We start from the raw sequence: 21,529 nt of genomic DNA on the forward strand, positions 1-21,529 counted from the left end.
TCAGGCACCACCCGTACCAGGAGGCACCCAGCGATGCCGGTCCCCCAGCTCAACGGCGAGCAGCGCGGCGAGGAGATCCTCGCCGTCTTCGACACCGCCTTCGGCGAGCTCCTGGCCGCCGACCCGGCCGCGTTCCGCGTGAAGTTCCGGAAGATGGCGGCCTCGGCCTTCGCCTTCTACCGGGGCACGGCCGCGCTCTTCTACCACGACCTGGACGCGGAGACCGCAGGGCGGGGTGGTGGGAGGACGTCTGCCCTGGGCGGCGGTCGGATATACACCGGTCCGTACCTCGACGAGCGCACCTCGCGCGTGTGGATCCACGGCGACCTGCACGCGGAGAACTTCGGCACGTACATGGACTCCAACGGCCGCCTGGTCTTCAACGTCAACGACTTCGACGAGGCCTACGTCGGCCCGTTCACCTGGGACCTGAAGCGCTTCGCCGCCTCCGTCGCGCTGATCGGGTACGCGAAGGCGCTCGGCGACGAGCAGATCACCGAGCTGGTCGAGGTGTACGCGGAGGCGTACCGCGAGCGCATCCACGCGCTGGCGACGGGCGCGAAGAGCGACGAGGTGCCGCCGTTCACCCTGGACACCGCCGAGGGCCCGCTGCTCGGCGCGCTCCGCGCGGCCCGCTCGCTGACCCGTTTCGAGCTGCTGGACTCGATGACGGAGATCCGCGACTGGGAGCGTCGCTTCGCCTCCGGCGGCGGCTCCATCGAGCTGGACGCCGCCACCCGCTACAAGGTCCTGGCCGCCTTCGACGGCTACCTGGAGACCCTCCCCGAGTCGTCCCTGTCCCGTCCGGACTCCTACCGCGTGAAGGACGTCGTGGGCCGCCGCGGGATCGGCATCGGCTCGGCCGGCCTGCCGTCGTACAACATCCTCCTGGAGGGCGCCACGGACGCCCTGGAGAACGACGTGGTGATCTACATCAAGCAGGCGCAGACCCCGGCCGTCTCCCGGCACGTCACGGACCCGGCGATCCGGGACTACTTCCAGCACGAGGGCCACCGCACGGTGATCTCGCAGCGCGCCCTGCAGGCGCACGCCGACCCGTGGCTGGGCTGGACCGAGCTGGACGGCGCGGGGCAGCTGGTCGCCGAGGTGTCGCCGTACGCGGTGGACCTGGACTGGAGCGACCTCGACGACCCGGAGGAGATCGCGGCGGTCGTCGCCGACCTCGGCCGGGCCACGGCGTCCATGCACTCGGCGGCCGACGACCAGTCCGGCGAGTCCCTGGTGCCGTTCTCCACCGAGCGGGCCATCGACGCGGCGATCGCCGCCGACGAGGACGGCTTCGCGGGCCTGCTCACCGACTTCGCGCACAGCTACGGCGCACGCGCGCGTGCCGACCACCAGATCTTCGTCGACCTCTTCCGCAACGGCCGCATTCCAGGGCTTTGACATGCTCCCTGACTAAGGTCCAGGGAATCCGGCCTGGGTCGTCCGACCCTTCCGGGTGCTTCCTGCTTCACCGCGCTGTGCGGGCACGTGTGCCCGTCTTACCGGCGCTCCACAGGCGTTTGACGTCTCCACCCGTCCGGCGGCGACGATACGACGTCCTTCGACAAGGACGTTATTGCTTGCGTTGTGGTCGCGGTCGTGCACGGTGTGGCACTCACTGCACGTCCACTCCCGGACGTTCAGCGGCTTGGGACCGTCCCGGAATCCGCAAGCCGAACAGACTTGCGAGGACGGGAAAGCACGGTCCACCTTCACGAAGGTACGGCCGTGCCTGACCGCCTTGTACTCCAGCATCCCTACGAACGAGGACCATCCCGCGTCGTGCACCGACTTGGCGAGCCGGGTACGCCCCAAGCCGGACACCAGGAGGTCTTCCACATACACCGCTTGGTTATCACGGATGATCTGCGTGGATGCCTTGTGGTGAAAGTCCCGGCGCCGGTCGGTGACCTTGGCGTGCTGGCGTGCGACCTTGATACGAGCCTTGGCCCGGTTCTTCGATCCCTTGATCTTGCGGGACAGCTCCCGCTGGAGGCGCCTGAGCTTCTTCTCCGCCCGACGCAGGAAGCGCCGGCTGTCGATCTTCGTCCCATCGGACAGGACAGCAAAAGCGGACAGGCCGAGGTCGATACCGCACTCCGTCTCCACCTCCGGGAGGATGGACGGCTCGGTGTCGACGACGAAGCTGAGGAAGTACCGGCCGGAGCTGTCCTTGGTGACGGTCAAGGACGTGGGCGCGGCCGGAAGCCTGCGGGACCACTTGACCTTGAGATCGCCGACCTTGGCCACGTACACCGTGCCATTCTCCTGGAGGGAGAAGGCGTTGGTGTTGAGGCGGATCGACTGACGGGTGTCCCTCTTCGACTTGTAGCGCGGGGGACCGACCTTGCTGCCCTGCCGCTTGCCCTTGACTGATTCGAAGAAGTTCCTGTAAGCGGCATCCAGGTCCCGCAGAGACTGTTGGAGCACGACTGCCGACACGTCGGCGAGCCAGGCGCGTTCCTTGGTGCGCTTGGCCTTGGTGATACGAAGCCGGGACAGCTCCGCCGACTTCACATACGGCAGCCCCGCCGCATGCGCTTCCTTCCGGTCACGCAGACAGTCGTTCCACACCACACGGGCACACCCGAACGCACTAGCCAGCGCACGGCGCTGGGAGGCGTCCGGGTAGGCCCGGTAGTTGTAGCGGAGCTGCACACCGATCACCGTATTGATGCTGTACCACCGCTCGCACCGGAAGATCACATTCCATTTAAATTGCACGTGAAGTGAACAAAGGTGTTCGAGGTCTCAGCAACACCGAGTGACCGACCGGATGCCCGTGCCGCGATGCGCGGGCATCCGGTGGCCGCCCTCACACTTCTGCGCGCGCTGCGGCGGAGCGCCCTGACGATCACCGGCGAGAACGTCGCACGACAAGAAGCACCCGCGCCAGCCTGCAGGTCAGACCTGCCTTGGGGTACGCTCCACCCTCGGTATGAACCCCAACGCTTTCAAGCAACGCCACCAGTAACCTTCGCGGATTCACAGGGCCCTTTTAGGAGTCCCCTACATGAGTACGTGACAGACTCTCCACCGCTATGGACATATCCGGGACTCAGCTCAGAGCCGTGCGCGCGGCGCTGTTCACGGCCTTCGTCGTGACGCTCAGCACCGCGTCGCACGTGCTGCTGTCCCGGGCCCCGCTGCCGTTCACGACGGTGGCCGCGGTCGCCGCCGGCGTGTTCGTCACTGCTTACGCGCTGGCGGGCCGCGAGCGCGGCTTCGGCCGGATCGCGGCCCTGCTGATCCCGCTGGAGCTGGCCGCCGACACGGTCTTCACCACCGGCCAGCACGCCTGTTACGGCCGGGCCGGCGGCCCCATCGCCGGCCCGCTGCGCGCCGTCGGCCTCGACGTGCTCTGCCACGGCGGCACGGTCGGCACCCCGCTGGTCCGGATGACCGGCGGCTCCCGCGCCGCCACGGCCCTCGCGCACGCCGACCCGGCCGCTGCCTGGCTGCTGCTCGCCGCGCACGTCTGCGTCGGTCTGCTCGCCGCGGCCTGGCTGCGCCGCGGCGAGCGCGCCCTGACCCAGCTGCTGCGCGCCGTCGCCGCCACCACCTTCCGCCCGCTGCTGCTCGCGGTCGCCGCGGGCACGGTCCGGCAGGCTCCGGTACGACGCCTGCCGCGCCCGGCGCCGCGCCCGGCCGCCGCCCGCGGCCTGCTCCTCGTGCACTCCCTGGGACGGCGCGGACCGCCGTGCTCCGGGGCGCTCGCCCTGTCCTTCGTCTGAGCGCCTCTTCCACCCGAGCACGTCCCTCGTCCGAGTACTCCGAGTACGACGAGTCCCCCACACGTATCCCGCGTACGACATGTGCGCGTCCCCTATGGAGATCACCAACATGAGCAAGCGGAACAGCGCAGCTGCCAAGAACGCGGCCCGGGAGCGGCTGCGCGCCGAGCGCGAGAAGCAGGCCAAGCGTGCCAAGGTCAGGCGGCAGCTCATCGTGGCCAGTTCGGTCGTGGCCGTACTGGCCGCGGCGGGCGGCATAGGCTACGCCGTCGTCCAGGCCAACAAGCCCAGCTACTGGAACGGCCTGAAGGACGCCAAGGTCGTCACCCCGGCCAACACCACCGGCACCAAGGGCACCACGGTCGTCATCGGCAAGGCGAGCGCCAAGAAGACCCTCAAGATCTACGAGGACCCGCGCTGCCCGATCTGCGCCCAGTTCGAGCAGACCGTCGGCTCGACCGTGAAGAAGGACATCGACGACGGCAAGTTCAAGATCGAGTACATCGGTGGCACGTTCATCGACGACAAGGACAACGGCGAGGGCTCCAAGAACGCGCTGAGCGCCATGGGCGCCGCGCTGAACATCAGCCCCGAGGCGTTCCTCGAGTACAAGACCGCGCTGTACTCGACCAAGTGGCACCCGGACGAGACCACCGACAAGTTCAAGGACGACTCGTACCTCATCAAGGTCGCGAACACGGTCCCCGCGCTGAAGAACAACACGAAGTTCGACGACGCCGTCAAGAAGGGCACCTACGACGCCTGGGCGATGGCCATGTCGAACCTCTTCAACACCAACAAGGACGGCGTGACGGGCACCCCGAGCTTCGTCATGAACGGCAAGATGCTGACGGCCGACTCCAGCGGCAACCCGCCGATGACGGTCGACGCCTTCAACACCGTGGTGGACGCGGCGCTCAAGGCGTGACCCGGGTCCCTGCGCACAGGGCCCGGACCGCCTCCGCGTGAAGAGCAGGCGAACTTTTATTTGTTCGCCTGCTCTTGTCCATACTGGTCAGTAACCTCATCGGACGTGACCAGTCGATACCGATCAACTCAGGCCTCCGAGGGTGCCAACTCCCTCGCCCCCCGCCGCCGTACGGTCGTCAAGGCCGCGGCGGCGACCGCTGTCCTGGCCGCCCCGCTGGCCGCCGCGCTGCCGGCCCGGGCCGCCTCGGACGCGCCCGCCTTCCTGCACGGCATCGCCTCCGGCGACCCGCTGCCCGACGGCGTCCTGCTGTGGACCCGGGTGACGCCGACCGCCGAAGCGACTCCCGGTTCCGGGGTCGGCCCGGACACCGAGGTCAGCTGGGTCGTCGCCACCGACAAGGCGCTCACGAACGTGGTCTCGAAGGGCTCCACCACCGCGACCGCCGCCTCCGACCACACCGTCAAGGCCGACATCCGCGGCCTGGCCCCGGCCACCGACTACTGGTTCCGCTTCTCGGCCGGCTCCACGGACTCCCCGGTGGCACGCACCCGCACCGCGCCGGCGACGGACGCCACCGTCTCGGGCCTGCGCTTCGGCGTGGTCTCCTGCGCCAACTGGGAGGCCGGCTACTTCGCCTCCTACCGCCATCTGGCCGCCCGCAACGACCTGGACGCCTGGCTGCACCTGGGCGACTACATCTACGAGTACGGCACCGGCGAGTACGGCACCCGCGACACCGTCGTCCGTGAGCACGCGCCCACCCACGAGATCATCACACTCGCGGACCACCGCATACGGCACGGCAAGTACAAGACCGACACCGATCTGCAGGCCCTGCACGCCAAGGCGCCGGTCGTCGCGATCTGGGACGACCACGAGTTCGCCAACGACTCCTGGTCCGGCGGCGCCGAGAACCACACCGAGGGCACCGAAGGCACCTGGACGGCCCGTCAGGCCGCCGCCAAGCAGGCCTACTTCGAGTGGATGCCGGTCCGCCCGGCCATCGCCGGCACCACCTACCGCCGGCTGCGCTTCGGCAAGCTCGCCGACCTCTCCCTGCTCGACCTGCGCTCCTTCCGCTCCCAGCAGGTGTCCACGGGCAGCGGCTCGGTCGACGACCCGGACCGCACCATCACCGGCCGCGCCCAGCTCGACTGGCTGAAGGCCGGGCTGAAGGCCTCCGACACCACCTGGCGGCTGGTCGGCAACTCGGTGATGATCTCGCCGTTCGCCATCGGCTCGCTCTCCGCCGACCTGCTCAAGCCGCTCGCCAAGCTGCTCGGGCTGCCCCAGGACGGCCTCGCCCTCAACACCGACCAGTGGGACGGCTACACCGACGACCGCCGCGAGCTGCTGGCCCACCTGCGCTCCAACGCGATCTCCAACACCGTCTTCCTGACCGGCGACATCCACATGGCGTGGGCCAACGATGTGCCGGTGGACGCCGGTACCTACCCGCTGTCGGCCTCCGCCGCCACGGAGTTCGTGGTCACCTCGGTGACCTCCGACAACCTGGACGACATCCTCAAGGTCTCCCCGGGCGTCGTCTCCACGCTCGCCGCGCCGGTCATCCAGCTGGCCAACCGGCATGTCCACTGGGTCGACACCGACCGGCACGGCTACGGCATCCTGGACATCACGGCCGCGCGGGCGCAGATGGACTACTACGTCCTCTCCGACAAGACGAAGGCCGACGCCACCTCGGCCTGGGAGCGGTCGTACCGCACGCGCAGCGGCACCCAGAAGGTCGAGCGCACCTACGACCCGGTGTAACCGTCACCTACAGCGTGTCGAGGAAGCCGAGTGCCACCCGCCAGGTGGCCTCGGCGGCCTCCTCGTCGTAGTCCGGCAGACCAGGGTCGGTGTAGAGGTGACCGGCCCCCGCGTACCGGTAGATCTCCACATCGGCGCCGGCCCGGCCCATCTGCAGATACCAGGCGCTCAGCCAGTCGTCCGTCTCGAAGGCGTCCGGCTCGGCCACGTGCAGCTGCACCGGCAGGTCGTCCACCGAGGCGCTCGGCGCGATGTCCGACGTGCCGTGCAGAAGCAGCAGCCCCCGCGCCCGCTCGTCGCCCAGCGCCAGCGTCTGTGCGATCGAGGCGCCCAGCGAGAACCCGGCGTACACCAGCCCGCGCTCCGAGTACGGCGCCGCCGCCAGCACGGCCCGCTTCAGCAGCTCGTCCTTGCCGATCGACTCGTTGAACTCCATGCCCTCCTCGACCGTGTCGAACGTGCGACCCTCGAACAGGTCCGGCGTCCACACCTCGTGCCCCGCGGCACGCAGCCTGTCGGCGGCCGCGCGCACCGCGGGCCTGAGGCCATAGGTCGAGTGAAAGAGCATGATGTTCATGCGCCCATGGTGCCAGCCACCACCGACAACACCCGCCGTACCCGGCGCGCCGACCGCTCCGGCCACGACCGTGACGCCCTTGTCACCGGGCGGCATGTTCAGAACCCCGCAGATCCGGTTACGTTCGGGTCCATGGAGATGGAGAACGTACTCCGCCCGCTGATCGTGGTCGGCGGCGCCGTCGTCCTCACCCTGCTGATCGGCTGGGCGACCGACCTGCTGCTGCGCAAGGCCGACGCACGGCACAGCGAGACACCCCTGTGGGGCCTGCTGCGCCGCGCCCGCGTCCCCTACCAGCTGGTGCTCTGCGCGGCCCTGCTCAGAGGGTCCTATGCCCAGGCCGAGCTGATCCTGAAGCACCGGGTCGCCGCCGGCCAGGTCCTGACCCTGGTGCTGATCGGGTCGGTCGCCTGGCTGGTGGTGCGGATCGCCGGGGCCGTCGTGGAGTCGACCTACACCCGCTACGCCCGCGCCCACCACGACGCGGCCCGGGTCCGCCGGGTGCGTACCCAGGTGTCGCTGATCATGCGGGTGGTGACGGCGATCGTCGGCGTGATGGCCGTGGCGGCGATGCTGCTGACCTTCCCTGCGATGCGCGCGGCCGGTGCCTCGCTGCTGGCCTCCGCCGGAATCCTCGGCATCGTCGCCGGTGTGGCCGCCCAGTCCACGCTGGCGAACATGTTCGCCGGTCTGCAGATCGCCTTCGGCGACATGGTGCGCCTCGGAGACACGGTCGTGGTCGACGGCGAGTGGGGCACGGTCGAAGAGATCACCCTGACCTTTCTGACGGTACGGACCTGGGACGAGCGCCGGATCACCATGCCGGTGTCGTACTTCACCTCCAAACCCTTCGAGAACTGGTCGCGGGGCACCCCGCAGATGACCGGGACCGTCTACTGGCACCTCGACCACTCGGCACCGATCGAGCCGATGCGCGAGAAGCTCCGGGACATCCTGCGGGAGTGCCCGGCCTGGGACGGGCGGGACCACGGGCTGGTGGTCACCGACAGCACACCGAACACCATCCAGGTGCGCGCGCTGGTGACCGCCAAGGACGCGGACGACGTCTGGAAGGTCCGGGTGACCGTCCGCGAGCAGATGATCACCTGGCTGAACGCGGAGCACCCGTACGCCCTGCCCCGGGTCAACACCGCCGACGCCGTCCTGCCACCGGGCGGGATCATCCCCTCCCAGGACGGGGCGGCGGCCGCGGCCGGCCGGCGGCTGCACGAACCGCCCCGCACCGGCCGCGACTGAGGCCGTACCTCAGTGGCCGCGCTCGGCGCCGCCGTTGACCTGGATGATCTGCGAGGTGACGTGCCCGGCGGCCGGGGAGGCCAGCCAGTGCAGGGTGGCGGCGACGTCACCGGGTGTGCCGGCCCGCCCGGTCGCCGTCTCGGCCACAAGCTGCTCCCGCCGGGCCTCCGCCACCGGCCCGCCGAAGAAGTCGGTGTCCTCGGTGTACCCGGGCGCGACCACGTTCACGGTGACCCCGCGCGGCCCCAACTGCCGGGCCAGGTCATGGGCATAGGGGTGCAGAGCGGCCTTGGAGGCGGCGTACGACCCGGTACCCGAGCCCCGGAAGGCCGCTATGGAACTGATGAACAGCACCCGCCCGCCGGGGTCGGCGAGCCGGTCCTTCAACGCCTCCGTGAGCAGGACGGAGGTCAGCGTGTTCTGCCGGAAGTTGCCGGTCCAGTTGCGCGCGGCGGCGTCGAGCGGATCGCCGGCATCCGCGTCGGCCGCGCGCGCCGCGTTTCCTCCGGCGCTGTGAACGAGCACATCGACGGTCCCGAACTCCTCGGCGACGAACCGTGCGACTGCGCGCACCTGTTCCGGTTCGGCCAGATCGGCGGCGTACACCTCCGCCCCCGGCACCCCCGCCTTCTCCAGCACCTCTCTGCGCCGCCCGAGCAGCAGCACCCGATCCCCGTCCCCGGCGAACACCCGCGCGGCCGCGAGCCCGATCCCGGTCCCTCCACCACTGATCACAATGTTCCGAGCCATGATCCGAGACTACGAGCGGAGAGCCGACGGCGCCTGTGGCTGTCCACAGGTGCCATATTTTTGTATTACCGCTGCCACACGTGACCGACAGACCACGCAGGGCCGAGCGACCACGGCCGACCGGCCGCCGACGGTGCTCGGCCCCCGCGCCGGACGCCCGCCCTTCGAGCAACCGAACGGGCGATGCGCGGGTGGGCGAACTAGCGCAGGCTGCGGACGTCCAGGTGGCGCAGCACCCGGTCCACGATCTCCGGATCCGCCCCCGGTTCGCTCCGCGCCGCCAGCACCTCGTGCCGTGCCGCGCTCAGCATCTCCTGCTGGATCCGCCGCAGCCTCTTCAGCCGCCGCATCCGCTTCTCGTGGCCCTCCCGCCGCTCGTCCTCCACCACGTCGGGACTGATCCGGAACCCGATCTCGAAGGCCCGCCGCAACATCTGCTCCGTCACGTCCTCCGGCAACTCCTCGACCTGCTCGATCTCCTTCAGGCGCCGCCGTGCCGCCTTCGCCGCCCGTACCGCCAGCTCCTTCTCGATCTCCTTCTCGCGGTCGGTGTCGGCCCGTACCCCCAGCCGCTTCACCAGCCACGGCAGGGTCAGCCCCTGGAGCACCAGCGTCGCCATGATCACGCCGAAGGCGATGAAGACGATCTCGTCCCGGTCCGGGAACGCCGACCCGTCGTCCGTCTTCAGGGGGATGGCCAGGGCCAGCGCCACCGACGCCACCCCGCGCATCCCGGCCCACCACATCACGATGGTCTCCCGCCAGCTGGTCGGGATCTCCTCGTCGTAGTCCCGCCGGGCGTGCAGCCGCTTGGTCAGCCAGGTCGCCGGCAGCAGCCACACCAGCCGGACCAGGACGACCACGCCGACGATCGTGGCCGCCCAGCCGAGCATCTCGCTCCAGCGGCCGGCCGCCGTGCGGATCGCGTTGTGCAGCTCCAGGCCGATCAGCCCGAAGGCGACTCCGGTGACGAGCGTGTCGACGATGTCCCAGAAGGTGTAGCCGGCCAGCCGGGTCATCACGTCGTCGGCGTCGGTGGCGTACTCGGCGATGAACAGCGCGGTGGTGAGCACGGCGAGCACCCCGGAGCCGTGCAGTTCCTCGGCGATGACGTAGGAGGCGTACGGGACGATCAGGGTCAGGCCGATCTGCAGGGTCGCGTCGCCGAGGATGTCCATCAGCCGGTTCGCGCCCCAGCCGAGCACCAGTCCCACGACGACCGCGACCACGGCGGACAGCAGGAAGTCCAGCCCGGCCCGCCACGGCGAGAACGTGCCGCTGACCACGGCGGCGATGGCGACGTGGTAGAGAACGATGGCCGTGACGTCGTTGAAGAGGCCCTCGCCCTCCAGGATCGACACCAGCCGGCGCGGCAGCCCGAGCTGTCCGGCGACGGCGGTCGCGGCGACCGGGTCGGGCGGGGCGACCAGCGCGCCCAGCGCGACCGCGGCGGCGATCGGCAGTCCGGGCACGATCGCGTTGGCGACGACGGCCACGCACAGCGTCGTGACGAAGACCAGGGCCACGGCGAGCAGGAAGATCGGCCGTTTGTTGGCCGTGAACTGCCGCCAGGAGGTCCGCCGTACGGCGGCGTAGAGCAGCGGCGGCAGCAGGCCGGGCAGGATCAGCTCGGGCGGGATGTTCACGTTCGGCACGAAGTCGGCCACCGCGAGGACGATCCCGAACAGCGTCATCAGCACGGGCGCCGGCAGTCCGAGCCGGTCTCCCACCGGAACACTCACCAGGGCCCCGAGCAGCAGCACGAACAGCAGGGCCAACTGATCCACGGCCAGCGCTCCGGGAAGATCGACGACGCAACGGCAGCCTCAAGCGTGCCACGGCGGCCTCCCGGCCCGCGTATCTGCGACGCGCCCTTTTTGCCTGCCGCAACGACGATCGGCTCTGGCCGGCCACGACGGCGATCGGCTTTCGTCCGCCACGTCGGCGATCGGCTTTCGTCCGCCACGTCGGCGATCGGCTTTCGTCCGCCACGTCGGCGATCGGCTTTCGTCCGCCACGTCGGCGATCGGCTTTCGTCCGCCACGTCGGTGATCGGCCACGGCGCCGCAGCCCGCGGCGCCGGACGACCGCCGCCGTCCCTCGCCGTCTCCCCCGCCACCGTCCCTCGCCGTCCCCGGCTACAAAGCCCTGCGCATCCCCCGGTGCGGGATGCCCGCCTCCTCGTACTCCGGGCCGTAGGGCTCGTAGCCCAGCCGCTCGTAGAAGCCCAGCGCGTGGGTCTGCGCGTGCAGGTCCACGGCGGTCAGGCCACGCGCGCGTGCGGCCTCCTCGATGGCCCGGACGAGGGCGACACCGATACCGAGGCCGCGGGCCTCCTGGGAGACCGCGAGCCGGCCGAGCGAGCCGAGGGACGGGTCGCCGCCGGTCTTCGCCGCGGCCGGCTCGCCGTACAGCAGCCGGCCGGTGCCGAGCGGTACGCCGTCCGCGCGGACCGCCAGGACATGCACGGCGACGGGGTCGTACTCGTCGTACTCCAGGTCCTCGGGGACGCCCTGCTCGGCCACGAAGACCTGCTTGCGCACCGCGAAGCACGCCTCCAGGTCGGCGGGGTCCCCGGCGACCCGCACCGCGTACGCGCGCGTGCTCATCCGTACGTCTCCTCGCGGACCTGGCCGAGCGCCTGCTGCAGGTCGGCCGGGTACTCGCTCTCGAACTCGGCCCACTCGCCGTCCCCGGGGTGCTCGAAACCGAGCCGGACCGCGTGCAGCCACTGGCGGGTGAGGTGCAGCCGCTTGGCGAGCGTCGGGTCGGCGCCGTAGGTCAGGTCGCCGACGCAGGGGTGGCGGTGGGCGGCCATGTGGACGCGGATCTGGTGGGTGCGGCCGGTCTCCAGCTTCACGTCGAGCAGGGAGGCCGCGCGGAACGCCTCGACGAGGTCGTAGTGGGTCACGGAGGGCTTGCCGTCGGCCGTGACCGCCCACTTGTAGTCGTGCTGCGGGTGGCGGCCGATGGGGGCGTCGATGGTGCCGCTGGTCGGGTCGGGGTGGCCCTGGACGAGCGTGTGGTAGCGCTTGTCGACCGTGCGCTCCTTGAACTGGCGCTTCAGCGACGTGTACGCCCGCTCCGACTTGGCGACCACCATCAGGCCCGACGTGCCGACGTCGAGGCGGTGCACGATGCCCTGGCGCTCGGCGGCGCCGGAGGTGGAGATCCGGTAGCCGGCGGCGGCGAGACCGCCGATCACGGTCGGGCCGGTCCAGCCGGGGCTGGGGTGCGCGGCGACGCCGACCGGCTTGACGATCACGACCACGTCATCGTCGTCGTGCACGATCTCCATGCCCTCGACGGGCTCCGCGACGATCTGCACGGGCGCGGGCGCCCCCGGCATCTCGACCTCCAGCCAGGCCCCGCCGCGCACCCGCTCGGACTTGCCGACCACCGAGCCGTCGACCTGGACCTTGCCCGCCGCGGCCAGCTCGGCCGCCTTGGTGCGGGAGAAGCCGAACATGCGGGAGATGGCGGCATCGACGCGCTCGCCCTCCAGGCCGTCGGGCACGGGCAGGGTACGGATCTCGGGAATCGTGGTCACCCGTCGAGTATGCCGGACCGCGCCGACAGCCCCGTACGCACGCAGGCCCCGGGGCCGCTCAGTCCTTGTGGACGGTCCCGTCCGGGTCCAGGCCGCGGAAGGAGAGCAGCACGATCAGGATGCCGCCGCAGACGATCGCCGAGTCGGCCAGGTTGAACACCGCGAAGCCCTTGGGCGCGATGAAGTCGACGACCTGGCCCTCGAAGATCCCCGGCGAGCGGAAGATCCGGTCGGTGAGGTTGCCGAGCGCGCCGCCGAGCAGCAGGCCGAGCGCGACCGCCCAGGGGAAGCTGTACAGCTTGCGCGCCAGCCGGAAGATCACGACGATCACGGCCGCCGCGATCACCGTGAAGATGATCGTGAAGGCGCCGCCGAAGCCGAAGGCCGCGCCCGGGTTGCGGATCGCGTGGAACTCCAGCAAGTCGCCGATGACCTCGATCGGCGCGTGGTGCTCCAGCTTCGCGACCACGATCATCTTGCTGACCAGGTCGAGGGCGTACGCGAAGGCGGCCACCGCGAACAGCACGGCGATGCGGCGCCCGCGCCCGGGCCGCCGGTCCGCGGTGGACTGCTGATCCGCACCGGACGCGTCCGACGCGCCGGGCGCCGCCGTCCGCTCGCCGTCGTCGTCCGGGGTACCCGGCGTACCGATGATGCGTTCCGCCTCTGCCACGTGAGTCCCTCAACCTAGGTGCCTGCCTCGGGACGAGACTACGGCACACCCCAGGGGACCCCGATGTTCAGTAGCGGCGTTCCTGCTTCTGCTTGCACTCCACGCACAGAGTGGCCCGCGGGAAGGCCTGCATCCGGGCCTTGCCGATGGGGTTCCCGCAGTTCTCGCAGAGTCCGTAGGTGCCCGCGTCCAGCTTCTGCAGGGCGCGCTCGGTCTGTTCGAGCATCTCGCGCGCGTTGGCGGCCAGTGCCAGTTCGTGCTCGCGGGTGATGTTCTTGGTGCCGGTGTCGGCCTGGTCGTCGCCGGCGCCGTCGCCGGAGTCCCGCATCAGGCCGGCCAGGGCGCTGTCGGACGCGTCGAGCTCGGTGCGCAGCCGCAGCGCCTCGGTCATCAGCTCGGTGCGCGCCTCCTCGACCTCCTGCGGCGTCCACGGGGCCTCGCCGGGACGCACCGCGAGTTCGCCCGGAACCGCCGTGGCGACCCGCGCCTTGGGAACGGCGGTCTCCGCCGCCCTGGCCGTGCCAGGAGTCTTCTTCGCAACCACCGTCGTGGCTCCCGTCTGCTTCGCGGCCCGCGCCGCGCCCGCTTTCTTGGCCGTGCTCTTCTTGGCCGTGCCCTTCTCCGCCGCGGTCCTCGTCGCCGCGGCCCTGGACGCGCTCTTCTCCGGCTTCTCCGACCTGTCCACGGTGTCCTTCACCACCGCGGCCGCCTTCCCGGCCGCCTTCGCCCCGTCGGCCTTCTTCGCGACGGCCTTCTTCTCCGCCGCCTTCCTCACCGGCGCCTTCTTCGCGGCCGAGTTCCTGGCGGAGCCCTTTTCACCCGGTGTCTTCCCGGAAGGAGCCGCCGCTGTCGCGCGCGTGCCCTGCTTTTCTCCGCCCCCCGTGGTGTCGCCGTCGGAGGCAGCCGCGCCCCTGGACCGGCCGGACGCCGACTGCTTAACGGCGGTCTTCTTCGCCACCATGGCCGCGGCCCCTTCACATATTGTGATCTTGCACGCGAATCGTGCTGGGACGATAAATCGACTTGAGTCCCGCGGCAACGGGGCACGCCGCCCGATCCGCCTGCCCCGCACCCCCCACGCAGCAGGTATGCATGCGTTGTGCCCAGCTCCCCGCGCGGTAATCCGCCGAGCCGGACATCCCAGGATGCGAACACGCGTACCGCGCCATTCGGGTCATCCCTGCCGGACGGCCACCGGGCGCCGACCGCGCCGGGACGGGCGCCCCGAAAACGGGTCGGCCGCTGTCCGCGCGGCGCCGTACACTGGGCGGAGCGAGAAGCGTGGATGGGGACGAGTAGCGGCGTACGCAGCCCAGAGCGACCCGGGGACGGTGGAAGCCCGGGGGCGAGCGCGACGTGAAGATCACCCCGGAGCCGCCGGAGGAAAGCCGCAGCCGAGAGGCGGGGGCGAGTAGAACCGGCTTCGCGACCCCAATGAGGGGGCTCACCGGCGCGTACGGCGACCGGAGGGCCAAGGAGGGTGGTACCGCGGGAGCGCGCCGCACACGGCGTACGGAAGGCAAGGCTCTCGTCCCTCCGACGGAAGGCAGCAAGTCCGTTGGAGGAAGCTCGCAGATGACAGCGCCGACGTACCGCCAGGTGCCCGCACAGGTCGACCTGCCCGCCCTTGAGCACGCCGTGCTCGACTTCTGGCGCGAGCAGAAGATCTTCGCCAAGACCCTGGAGCAGTCCGAGGGCCGCCCCGAGTGGGTGTTCTACGAGGGCCCGCCCACCGCCAACGGCATGCCCGGCGCCCACCACATCGAGGCGCGCGTCTTCAAGGACGTCTTCCCCCGCTTCCGCACCATGCGCGGCTACCACGTGGCCCGCAAGGCCGGCTGGGACTGCCACGGCCTGCCCGTGGAGCTCGCGGTCGAGAAGGAGCTGGGCTTCAGCGGCAAGCCGGACATCGAGAAGTACGGCATCGCCGAGTTCAACGCCAAGTGCCGGGAGTCGGTGACCCGGCACACCGATGCCTTCGAGGCGCTGACGACCCGCATGGGGTACTGGACCGACCTGGACGACGCCTACCGCACGATGGACCCCGAGTACATCGAGTCGGTCTGGTGGTCGCTGAAGACGATCTTCGACAAGGATCTGCTGGTCCAGGACCACCGCGTCGCCCCCTGGTGCCCGCGCTGCGGCACCGGCCTGTCCGACCACGAGCTGGCGCAGGGCTACGAGACGGTCGTCGACCCCTCCGTGTACGTCCGTTTCCCGCTCACCTCCGGTCCGCTCGCCGGCCAGGCCGCGCTCCTGGTGTGGACGACCACCCCGTGGACCCTGGTGTCCAACACGGCGGTCGCCGCGCACCCCGAGGTCACCTACGTCGTCGCGACGGACGGCGAGGAGAAGCTCGTCGTCGCCGAGCCGCTGGTCGGCAAGGCGCTCGGCGAGGGCTGGGAGACCACGGGCCAGACCTTCACCGGCGCCGAAATGGAGCACTGGACCTATCAACGTCCGTTCGAGCTCGTGGAGTTCCCGGAACCGGCGCACTACGTCGTGAACGCGGAGTACGTCACGACCGAGGACGGTACGGGTCTGGTCCACCAGTCCCCCGCCTTCGGCGAGGACGACCTCAAGGTCTGCCGCGCCTACGGCCTGCCGGTGGTGAACCCGGTCCGCCCGGACGGCACCTTCGAGGAGGACGTGCCGCTGGTCGGCGGTGTCTTCTTCAAGAAGGCCGACGAACAGCTCACCGAGGACCTGTTGCAGCGCGGCCTCCTCTTCAAGCACCTTCCGTACGAACACAGCTACCCGCACTGCTGGCGGTGCCACACCGCGCTGCTCTACTACGCGCAGCCGTCCTGGTACATCCGCACGACGGCGATCAAGGACCGTCTCCTCGCGGAGAACGAGAACACCAACTGGTTCCCGGACACGGTCAAGCACGGCCGGTACGGCGACTGGCTGAACAACAACATCGACTGGGCGCTGTCCCGCAACCGCTACTGGGGCACCCCGCTGCCGATCTGGCGCTGCGAGGACGACCACCTCACCTGCGTCGGCTCCCGCGCGGAGCTGACGGAGCTGACCGGCACCGACCAGTCGGAGCTGGACCCGCACCGCCCCTTCATCGACGACGTCACCTTCGCCTGCCCGCAGTGCGCGAAGACGGCCACGCGCGTGCCGGAGGTCATCGACGCCTGGTACGACTCGGGTTCGATGCCGTTCGCACAGTGGGGCTACCCGCACAAGAACAAGGAGCTGTTCGAGAGCCGTTACCCGGCGCAGTTCATCTCCGAGGCGATCGACCAGACGCGCGGGTGGTTCTACACCCTCATGGCCGTCGGCACGCTGGTCTTCGACAGGTCGTCGTACGAGAACGTGGTCTGCCTCGGTCACATCCTCGCCGAGGACGGCCGCAAGATGTCCAAGCACCTGGGCAACACCCTGGAGCCGATCCCGCTGATGGACCGCCACGGGGCCGACGCGGTGCGCTGGTTCATGGCGGCCGGGGGTTCGCCGTGGGCGGCCCGCCGGGTGGGCCACGGCACCATCCAGGAGGTCGTCCGCAAGACGCTGCTGACGTACTGGAACACGGTCGCCTTCCAGGCGCTGTACGCCCGTACGTCGAACTGGGCGCCGTCCGCGGCGGACCCGGCCCCGGCCGACCGCCCGGTCCTGGACCGCTGGCTGCTCTCCGAACTGCACGCGCTCACCGACCAGGTGACGCAGGCGCTGGAGGCGTACGACACCCAGCGCGCCGGCAAGCTGCTGTCGGCGTTCGTCGACGACCTGTCCAACTGGTACGTCCGCCGTTCGCGGCGCCGTTTCTGGCAGGGCGAGAAGGCCGCGCTGCGCACGCTGCACGAGGTCGTGGAGACGGTCACCAAGCTGATGGCCCCGCTGACCCCGTTCATCACCGAGCGGGTGTGGCAGGACCTGGTGGCGCCGGTGACCCCGGGCGCCCCGGAGTCGGTGCACCTGGCGGCGTGGCCGGAGGCCGACCTGGGCGCGATCGACCCGGAGCTGTCCAAGCAGATGGTTCTGGTACGACGGCTCGTGGAGCTGGGCCGGGCCACGCGCGCGGAGTCGGGCGTGAAGACGCGGCAGCCGCTGTCCCGGGCACTGGTCGCGGCGGTGGGCTTCGACGCGCTCGACCCGGAGCTGCACACGCAGATCACCGACGAGCTGAACGTGTCCTCGCTGGCGTCGCTGTCCGAGGTGGGCGGTTCACTGGTGGACACCACGGCCAAGGCCAACTTCCGGGCGCTGGGCAAGCGGTTCGGCAAGCGGGTGCAGGACGTGGCCAAGGCGGTCGCCGCGGCGGACGCGGCCGCGCTGTCACTGGCGCTGCGTGAGGGCACGGCGTCCGTGGAGGTCGACGGCGAGACGGTGACGCTGGCGCCGGACGAGGTGATCATCACGGAGACGCCTCGTGAGGGCTGGTCGGTGGCGTCGGACTCCGGTGCGACCGTCGCGCTCGACCTGGAGATCACCGAGGAGCTGCGGCAGGCCGGGCTCGCCCGGGACGCGATCCGGCTGATCCAGGAGGCGCGCAAGAACAGCGGGCTGGACGTGGCCGACCGGATCGCGCTCAGGTGGGTGTCGACCGACCCGGCGGTGATCGCGGCGCTGGCGGAGCACGCTGCGCTGATCGCCGACGAGGTTCTGGCGACCGACTTCTCTCAAGGCGAGGGGGATGACGGTTACGGCGATCCCTTCACCGACGAAGGGTTGTCGCTGACGTTCCGTCTGCGCAAGGCGTAGGCGCCGACGCTGTTCGAGAAGGGCCCGGTCTCCGCGGTGGGGATCGGGCCTTTCTCGTACGTGCGGGTCGGAGTCCTCATCGTGCGCCCACGCGGCGGCAGCCGCACATCGACACAGCCCCGCGCCCCTGATGCGCGAGCCCCTTTCCCAAGCTGCGGGTCGGCTTGCTGAGCGTGCGCCCACGCGGCGGCAGCCGCACATCGATACAGCCCCGCGCCCCTGGGTGGGGCCTCCGAGCGCCCCTCCAGCAGGGACGAGTGAGTGCTCCTTCAGGAGGCACGCGCAACCCGCGTAAAAAGGGCGGGGCCCCGGATCGAAATCCGGGGCCCCGCCCTTTTGAACGCCTGCCGACGACTACGCCGCGCTACGCGGCCGCCGTCAGTTGTCGTCCTCGTCGATGAGGAAGCCGCGCATCGGGGACGGCGCCTGGCCCATCGGGGACGGGCCCTGCGGGCGTACCGGTGCCATCGGCTGGGTCATCGCCGGCGTCATCTGCTGCTGGCCGCCGTAGGACGGGCCGGCGGGGGACGGGCCGCCGCCCATCTGCGGGTTGCCGCCGTAGGACGGGGCGCTCGCGCCGGCCGGAGCCATGGAGGGCGCCGGGGACGGCGGGAGGGAGGCCGCGGCCGGGGTGCGCGGCGGCGCCAGGGAGTCGTCGGCCTGGGTCTCCAGCTGACGCAGCTGCGACTCCAGGTACGACTTCAGACGCGTGCGGTACTCGCGCTCGAAGCCGCGCAGGTCCTCGACCTTGCGCTCCAGCGTGGCGCGCGCGGACTCCAGGGAGCCCATGGCGACGCGGTGCTTCTCCTGCGCGTCCCGCTCCAGCGCGTCGGCCTTGGCACGGGCGTCACGCTCCAGACCCTCGGCGCGGCTGCGGGCCTCGCCGACGATCTTGTTGGCCTCGGAACGGGCCTCGGCGATCGCCTGGTCGGCGGTCTGCTGGGCCAGCGAGAGCACACGGGCGGCGCTGTCGCCACCGGGGCCCTGACCGGGGCCGCCCATCGGACCACCCATGGGGCCGCCCATCGGACCACCCATCTGCTGCTGCATGGGCGGCTGACCGCCCATCGGGGCCATGCCCTGGCCCATCGGGCCGGGACCCTGGCCCATGCCCTGGCCCATGCCCTGGCCCATCGGACCGGGACCCTGGCCCATGCCCTGACCCATCGGACCGGGACCCATCGGGCCCTGGCCCATCGGGCCGGGACCCTGCGGACCGCCCTGGCCACTGGGACCGGCCGGCAGCTGCGGGGCGCCGCTCGGCAGCTGCGGGGGACCGCCCATGGGGCCACCCATCTGCTGCTGCGGCGGGCCCGATATGCCGGCGGGCACCGGAGCGCCGGGGCCTCGCATGCCCTGCTGAGGCATCCCCTGCTGAGGCATGCCCTGCTGAGGCATCCCCTGCTGGGGCATACCGCCCTGAGGCATCCCGCCCTGCTGAGGCATGCCGCCCTGCTGCTGGTCCTGCGGCTCCGGAGGCTTGCGCATGTTCTGCTGGTTCTGGGCAGCAGCGCGCGTGGCCGCGGCCAGCTTGGCGCGCAGGTCCTCGTTCTCGCGGAGCAGGCGCGTCAGTTCGGCTTCGACCTCATCGAGGAAGGCATCGACCTCGTCCTCGTCATAGCCTTCTCGGAGGCGGACGGTCGTGAACTGCTTGTTCCGCACGTCCTCGGGGGTCAACGGCATCTCTTCACCTCAACGTAGTCGTCGGCGTTCGGCAAGACGGTAGGTCACATCGCTCATCACAGCCGACCAACGATCGCAATCAGGATGTAGACGATGATCATCAGCACGAAGAAGGACAGGTCGAGCGCCACGCCCCCGAGACGCAGCGGCGGGATGAACCGCCGCAGAAGCTTGAGCGGTGGATCGGTGACAGTGTAGGTGGCCTCAAGTACGACCACCATCGCCTTGCCGGGTTGCCATGAGCGGGCGAACTGGAACACGTAGTCCATGACCAACCGGAAGATGAGCACGATGAGGAAGCACATCAGCGCGATGTAGATCACATCCAGAAACACGCTCATGGTCCGTGCTTTCCCTCTCCCCTGTTACGTGCCTTGTACCGGTCTTGCGTCTCAGCTCTGGTTGAAGAACCCGCCCTCTGCGATGCGGGCCTTGTCCTCCGCCGTGACATCGACGTTAGCAGGCGACAACAGGAACACCTTCTGCGTCACCCGCTCGATGCTGCCGTGAAGACCAAACACCAAACCAGCCGCAAAGTCGACAAGTCGCTTCGCGTCTGTGTCATCCATCTCAGTCAGATTCATGATCACCGGGGTGCCCTCACGGAAGTGTTCCCCGATGGTACGGGCCTCGTTGTAGGTCCGGGGGTGAAGTGTGGTGATCCGGTAAGGCTCTCGTTCCGACACGACCTTGGGCATGATCACCGGTGCGTTCTTCTCCAGGCTTGCGCGTTCTTGTGTGATGGACGCCACGGGGGCGATGCGCGCCGGGCGCCCCGATTCCGCGGGGAGCGAAGCGGAATGCGACATCGGCTCACGCGGGGGCGACGGCTGTACCACTCGTACCGAATCGTCCCTTTGGGACTGGTGTGCACCGTGGGACTGGTGTGACGGCTCGTGCCGTCGATGATCCCGCTCGGGCTCCGGGTCCAGTTCGGGCTCGAAGTCGTCATCGGGGTCGAATCCGCGGCCGTCGTACCCATCGTCCTCCACGAGGCCGAGGTAGACCGCCATCTTGCGCATCGCGCCGGCCATGCTCTGAGTCCTCCGCTCTGTGGTGGATCGGTGACGACTGCCAAGTCCCGCGATCCACACGGTCGTTGTGCCCACTCTGGGCGGCATTGACCATATTTTCTGCTGTGGTCCGACTTCCTGGCGACGTTACCCGAGCCTGGGGCGGACTCCGAGTACCGCGGTGCCGACGCGTACATGTGTCGCCCCGGCCGCCACGGCTTCCTCAAGGTCCGCACTCATCCCTGCGGAGACCATGTTCGCAGCCGGATGGGCCCGGCGCAGGTCAGTCGACAAATCCATCAACCGCTCGAACGCCGCGCGTTGCCGCCCCGCGTACTCCCCGGTGAGCGGAGCGACGGTCATGAGGCCGTCGAGCCGCAGTCCCGGCGATCCGGCGACGAGGGCGGCCAACTCTTCGATTCCGCCCGGCGCCACGCCGCCGCGCTCCCCCCTTCCGCTCGCGCCCGCGTCGAGCGCGACCTGGAGGAGACACCCGACCTCGCGCCCGGCCCGCACCGCCTCCCTGGACAGCGCGTCCACGAGCTTGGAACGATCGACCGACTGCACGACATCCGCATAACCCACCACGGATCGCACTTTATTGGTCTGCAATTGACCAACAAAGTGCCAGTTCAGGGGAAGATCCGTACATTCGGCGGCCTTGGGGGCCGCGTCCTGGTCCCGGTTCTCGGCGACATGGCGCACCCCGAGCCCCGACAGGATCCGCACGTCACTCGCCGGATAGGTCTTGGTGACCACGATGAGGGTCACCTCCTCCCGCTTGCGCCCGGCCGCCGCACAGGCGGCGGCGATGCGCTCCTCCACTTTCGCCAGATTTGCGGCGAGTTCGGCCTTACGGTCCGTCATGT

18 protein-coding genes are annotated in these 21,529 nt (G+C 70.1%); 6 read left to right on the plus strand and 12 right to left on the minus strand.

Annotated elements, in window-relative coordinates; genetic code table 11:
• Positions 1–33: 33 nt before the first annotated feature.
• A complete protein-coding gene (locus tag SSP29_RS14655) occupies positions 34–1,407 on the plus strand; it encodes a DUF2252 domain-containing protein (protein ID WP_089101065.1) in 1,374 nt (457 codons plus the stop codon).
• A gap of 12 nt (positions 1,408–1,419) precedes the next feature.
• Here SSP29_RS14655 and SSP29_RS14660 read toward each other — a convergent pair whose 3' ends face one another.
• The gene (locus SSP29_RS14660; protein WP_089101616.1) at positions 1,420–2,664 is read right to left on the minus strand and encodes an RNA-guided endonuclease InsQ/TnpB family protein; all 1,245 of its coding nucleotides are present in this window, start codon (positions 2,662–2,664) and stop codon (positions 1,420–1,422) included.
• Between the two features lie 383 nt (positions 2,665–3,047).
• Here SSP29_RS14660 and SSP29_RS14665 point away from each other — a divergent pair, with 383 nt between their 5' ends.
• From SSP29_RS14665 to SSP29_RS14675, 3 genes are all read left to right on the plus strand, one after another.
• On the plus strand, positions 3,048–3,740 hold the full coding sequence (locus tag SSP29_RS14665) for a hypothetical protein (protein WP_089101066.1): 693 nt from the start codon (positions 3,048–3,050) through the stop codon (positions 3,738–3,740).
• A gap of 109 nt (positions 3,741–3,849) precedes the next feature.
• Entirely contained in the window at positions 3,850–4,668 is an 819-nt protein-coding gene (locus tag SSP29_RS14670) for a thioredoxin domain-containing protein (protein WP_089101617.1), read from the plus strand.
• Positions 4,669–4,773: 105 nt separating this feature from the next.
• Entirely contained in the window at positions 4,774–6,444 is a 1,671-nt protein-coding gene (locus SSP29_RS14675; RefSeq protein WP_089101067.1) for an alkaline phosphatase D family protein, read from the plus strand.
• A gap of 7 nt (positions 6,445–6,451) precedes the next feature.
• On the opposite strand, the gene SSP29_RS14680 is transcribed toward SSP29_RS14675, so the two are convergent.
• Positions 6,452–7,021 (minus strand): dienelactone hydrolase family protein, encoded by a 570-nt coding sequence (locus SSP29_RS14680; protein WP_089101068.1) that lies wholly within the window; start codon positions 7,019–7,021, stop codon positions 6,452–6,454.
• A gap of 138 nt (positions 7,022–7,159) precedes the next feature.
• Here SSP29_RS14680 and SSP29_RS14685 point away from each other — a divergent pair, with 138 nt between their 5' ends.
• Positions 7,160–8,278: a mechanosensitive ion channel family protein gene (locus SSP29_RS14685; RefSeq protein ID WP_089101618.1), complete on the plus strand. Its 1,119-nt coding sequence runs from the start codon at positions 7,160–7,162 to the stop codon at positions 8,276–8,278.
• 9 nt (positions 8,279–8,287) lie between these two features.
• On the opposite strand, the gene SSP29_RS14690 is transcribed toward SSP29_RS14685, so the two are convergent.
• From SSP29_RS14690 to SSP29_RS14715, 6 genes are all read right to left on the minus strand, one after another.
• Positions 8,288–9,028 carry an SDR family NAD(P)-dependent oxidoreductase gene (locus SSP29_RS14690; protein ID WP_089101069.1) on the minus strand — a complete coding sequence of 247 codons (741 nt, stop codon included), beginning with the start codon at positions 9,026–9,028 and terminating at the stop codon, positions 8,288–8,290.
• Positions 9,029–9,228: 200 nt separating this feature from the next.
• Positions 9,229–10,815, minus strand: a complete 1,587-nt coding sequence (locus tag SSP29_RS14695) for a Na+/H+ antiporter (protein ID WP_089101070.1) — start codon at positions 10,813–10,815, stop codon at positions 9,229–9,231.
• A gap of 351 nt (positions 10,816–11,166) precedes the next feature.
• Entirely contained in the window at positions 11,167–11,637 is a 471-nt protein-coding gene (locus SSP29_RS14700) for a GNAT family N-acetyltransferase (protein WP_089101071.1), read from the minus strand.
• Positions 11,634–12,578: an RluA family pseudouridine synthase gene (locus SSP29_RS14705; protein ID WP_089101072.1), complete on the minus strand. Its 945-nt coding sequence runs from the start codon at positions 12,576–12,578 to the stop codon at positions 11,634–11,636. Before SSP29_RS14705 ends, SSP29_RS14700 begins: the two co-directional genes overlap by 4 nt.
• Positions 12,579–12,636: 58 nt before the next feature.
• Complete coding sequence (lspA, locus tag SSP29_RS14710; RefSeq protein WP_089101073.1) at positions 12,637–13,251, minus strand: signal peptidase II; 615 nt, start codon at positions 13,249–13,251, stop codon at positions 12,637–12,639.
• A gap of 67 nt (positions 13,252–13,318) precedes the next feature.
• Positions 13,319–14,212, minus strand: a complete 894-nt coding sequence (locus SSP29_RS14715) for a TraR/DksA family transcriptional regulator (protein ID WP_089101074.1) — start codon at positions 14,210–14,212, stop codon at positions 13,319–13,321.
• 614 nt (positions 14,213–14,826) lie between these two features.
• Here SSP29_RS14715 and ileS point away from each other — a divergent pair.
• Positions 14,827–17,964 carry an isoleucine--tRNA ligase gene (gene ileS, locus SSP29_RS14725; protein ID WP_089101075.1) on the plus strand — a complete coding sequence of 1,046 codons (3,138 nt, stop codon included), beginning with the start codon at positions 14,827–14,829 and terminating at the stop codon, positions 17,962–17,964.
• Between the two features lie 378 nt (positions 17,965–18,342).
• Here the strand turns inward: ileS and SSP29_RS14730 are convergent, their stop codons facing one another.
• From SSP29_RS14730 to SSP29_RS14745, 4 genes are all read right to left on the minus strand, one after another.
• Positions 18,343–19,647 (minus strand): DivIVA domain-containing protein, encoded by a 1,305-nt coding sequence (locus tag SSP29_RS14730; RefSeq protein WP_089101076.1) that lies wholly within the window; start codon positions 19,645–19,647, stop codon positions 18,343–18,345.
• Positions 19,648–19,703: 56 nt separating this feature from the next.
• On the minus strand, positions 19,704–19,988 hold the full coding sequence (locus SSP29_RS14735; RefSeq protein WP_046729537.1) for a YggT family protein: 285 nt from the start codon (positions 19,986–19,988) through the stop codon (positions 19,704–19,706).
• Between the two features lie 51 nt (positions 19,989–20,039).
• Positions 20,040–20,681: a cell division protein SepF gene (locus SSP29_RS14740; protein WP_089101077.1), complete on the minus strand. Its 642-nt coding sequence runs from the start codon at positions 20,679–20,681 to the stop codon at positions 20,040–20,042.
• A 126-nt stretch (positions 20,682–20,807) separates the two neighbouring features.
• On the minus strand, positions 20,808–21,527 hold the full coding sequence (locus SSP29_RS14745) for a YggS family pyridoxal phosphate-dependent enzyme (RefSeq protein WP_089101078.1): 720 nt from the start codon (positions 21,525–21,527) through the stop codon (positions 20,808–20,810).
• Positions 21,528–21,529 lie beyond the last annotated feature (2 nt).

This window comes from Streptomyces hyaluromycini (genome assembly GCF_002217755.1).
Taxonomy (GTDB): Bacteria; Actinomycetota; Actinomycetes; order Streptomycetales; family Streptomycetaceae; genus Streptomyces; species Streptomyces hyaluromycini.

Excerpts from the sequence above, each read along its gene's own strand:
- SSP29_RS14655 (WP_089101065.1), top strand. The coding sequence starts at position 34 with ATGCCGGTCCCCCAGCTCAACGGCGAGCAGCGCGGCGAGGAGATCCTC.
- SSP29_RS14665 (WP_089101066.1), top strand. The coding sequence starts at position 3,048 with ATGGACATATCCGGGACTCAGCTCAGAGCCGTGCGCGCGGCGCTGTTC.
- SSP29_RS14670 (WP_089101617.1), top strand. The coding sequence starts at position 3,850 with ATGAGCAAGCGGAACAGCGCAGCTGCCAAGAACGCGGCCCGGGAGCGG.
- SSP29_RS14680 (WP_089101068.1), bottom strand. The coding sequence starts at position 7,021 with ATGAACATCATGCTCTTTCACTCGACCTATGGCCTCAGGCCCGCGGTG.
- SSP29_RS14685 (WP_089101618.1), top strand. The coding sequence starts at position 7,160 with ATGGAGAACGTACTCCGCCCGCTGATCGTGGTCGGCGGCGCCGTCGTC.
- SSP29_RS14690 (WP_089101069.1), bottom strand. The coding sequence starts at position 9,028 with ATGGCTCGGAACATTGTGATCAGTGGTGGAGGGACCGGGATCGGGCTC.
- SSP29_RS14700 (WP_089101071.1), bottom strand. The coding sequence starts at position 11,637 with ATGAGCACGCGCGCGTACGCGGTGCGGGTCGCCGGGGACCCCGCCGAC.
- SSP29_RS14715 (WP_089101074.1), bottom strand. The coding sequence starts at position 14,212 with ATGGTGGCGAAGAAGACCGCCGTTAAGCAGTCGGCGTCCGGCCGGTCC.
- ileS (WP_089101075.1), top strand. The coding sequence starts at position 14,827 with ATGACAGCGCCGACGTACCGCCAGGTGCCCGCACAGGTCGACCTGCCC.
- SSP29_RS14730 (WP_089101076.1), bottom strand. The coding sequence starts at position 19,647 with ATGCCGTTGACCCCCGAGGACGTGCGGAACAAGCAGTTCACGACCGTC.
- SSP29_RS14735 (WP_046729537.1), bottom strand. The coding sequence starts at position 19,988 with ATGAGCGTGTTTCTGGATGTGATCTACATCGCGCTGATGTGCTTCCTC.
- SSP29_RS14740 (WP_089101077.1), bottom strand. The coding sequence starts at position 20,681 with ATGGCCGGCGCGATGCGCAAGATGGCGGTCTACCTCGGCCTCGTGGAG.
- SSP29_RS14745 (WP_089101078.1), bottom strand. The coding sequence starts at position 21,527 with ATGACGGACCGTAAGGCCGAACTCGCCGCAAATCTGGCGAAAGTGGAG.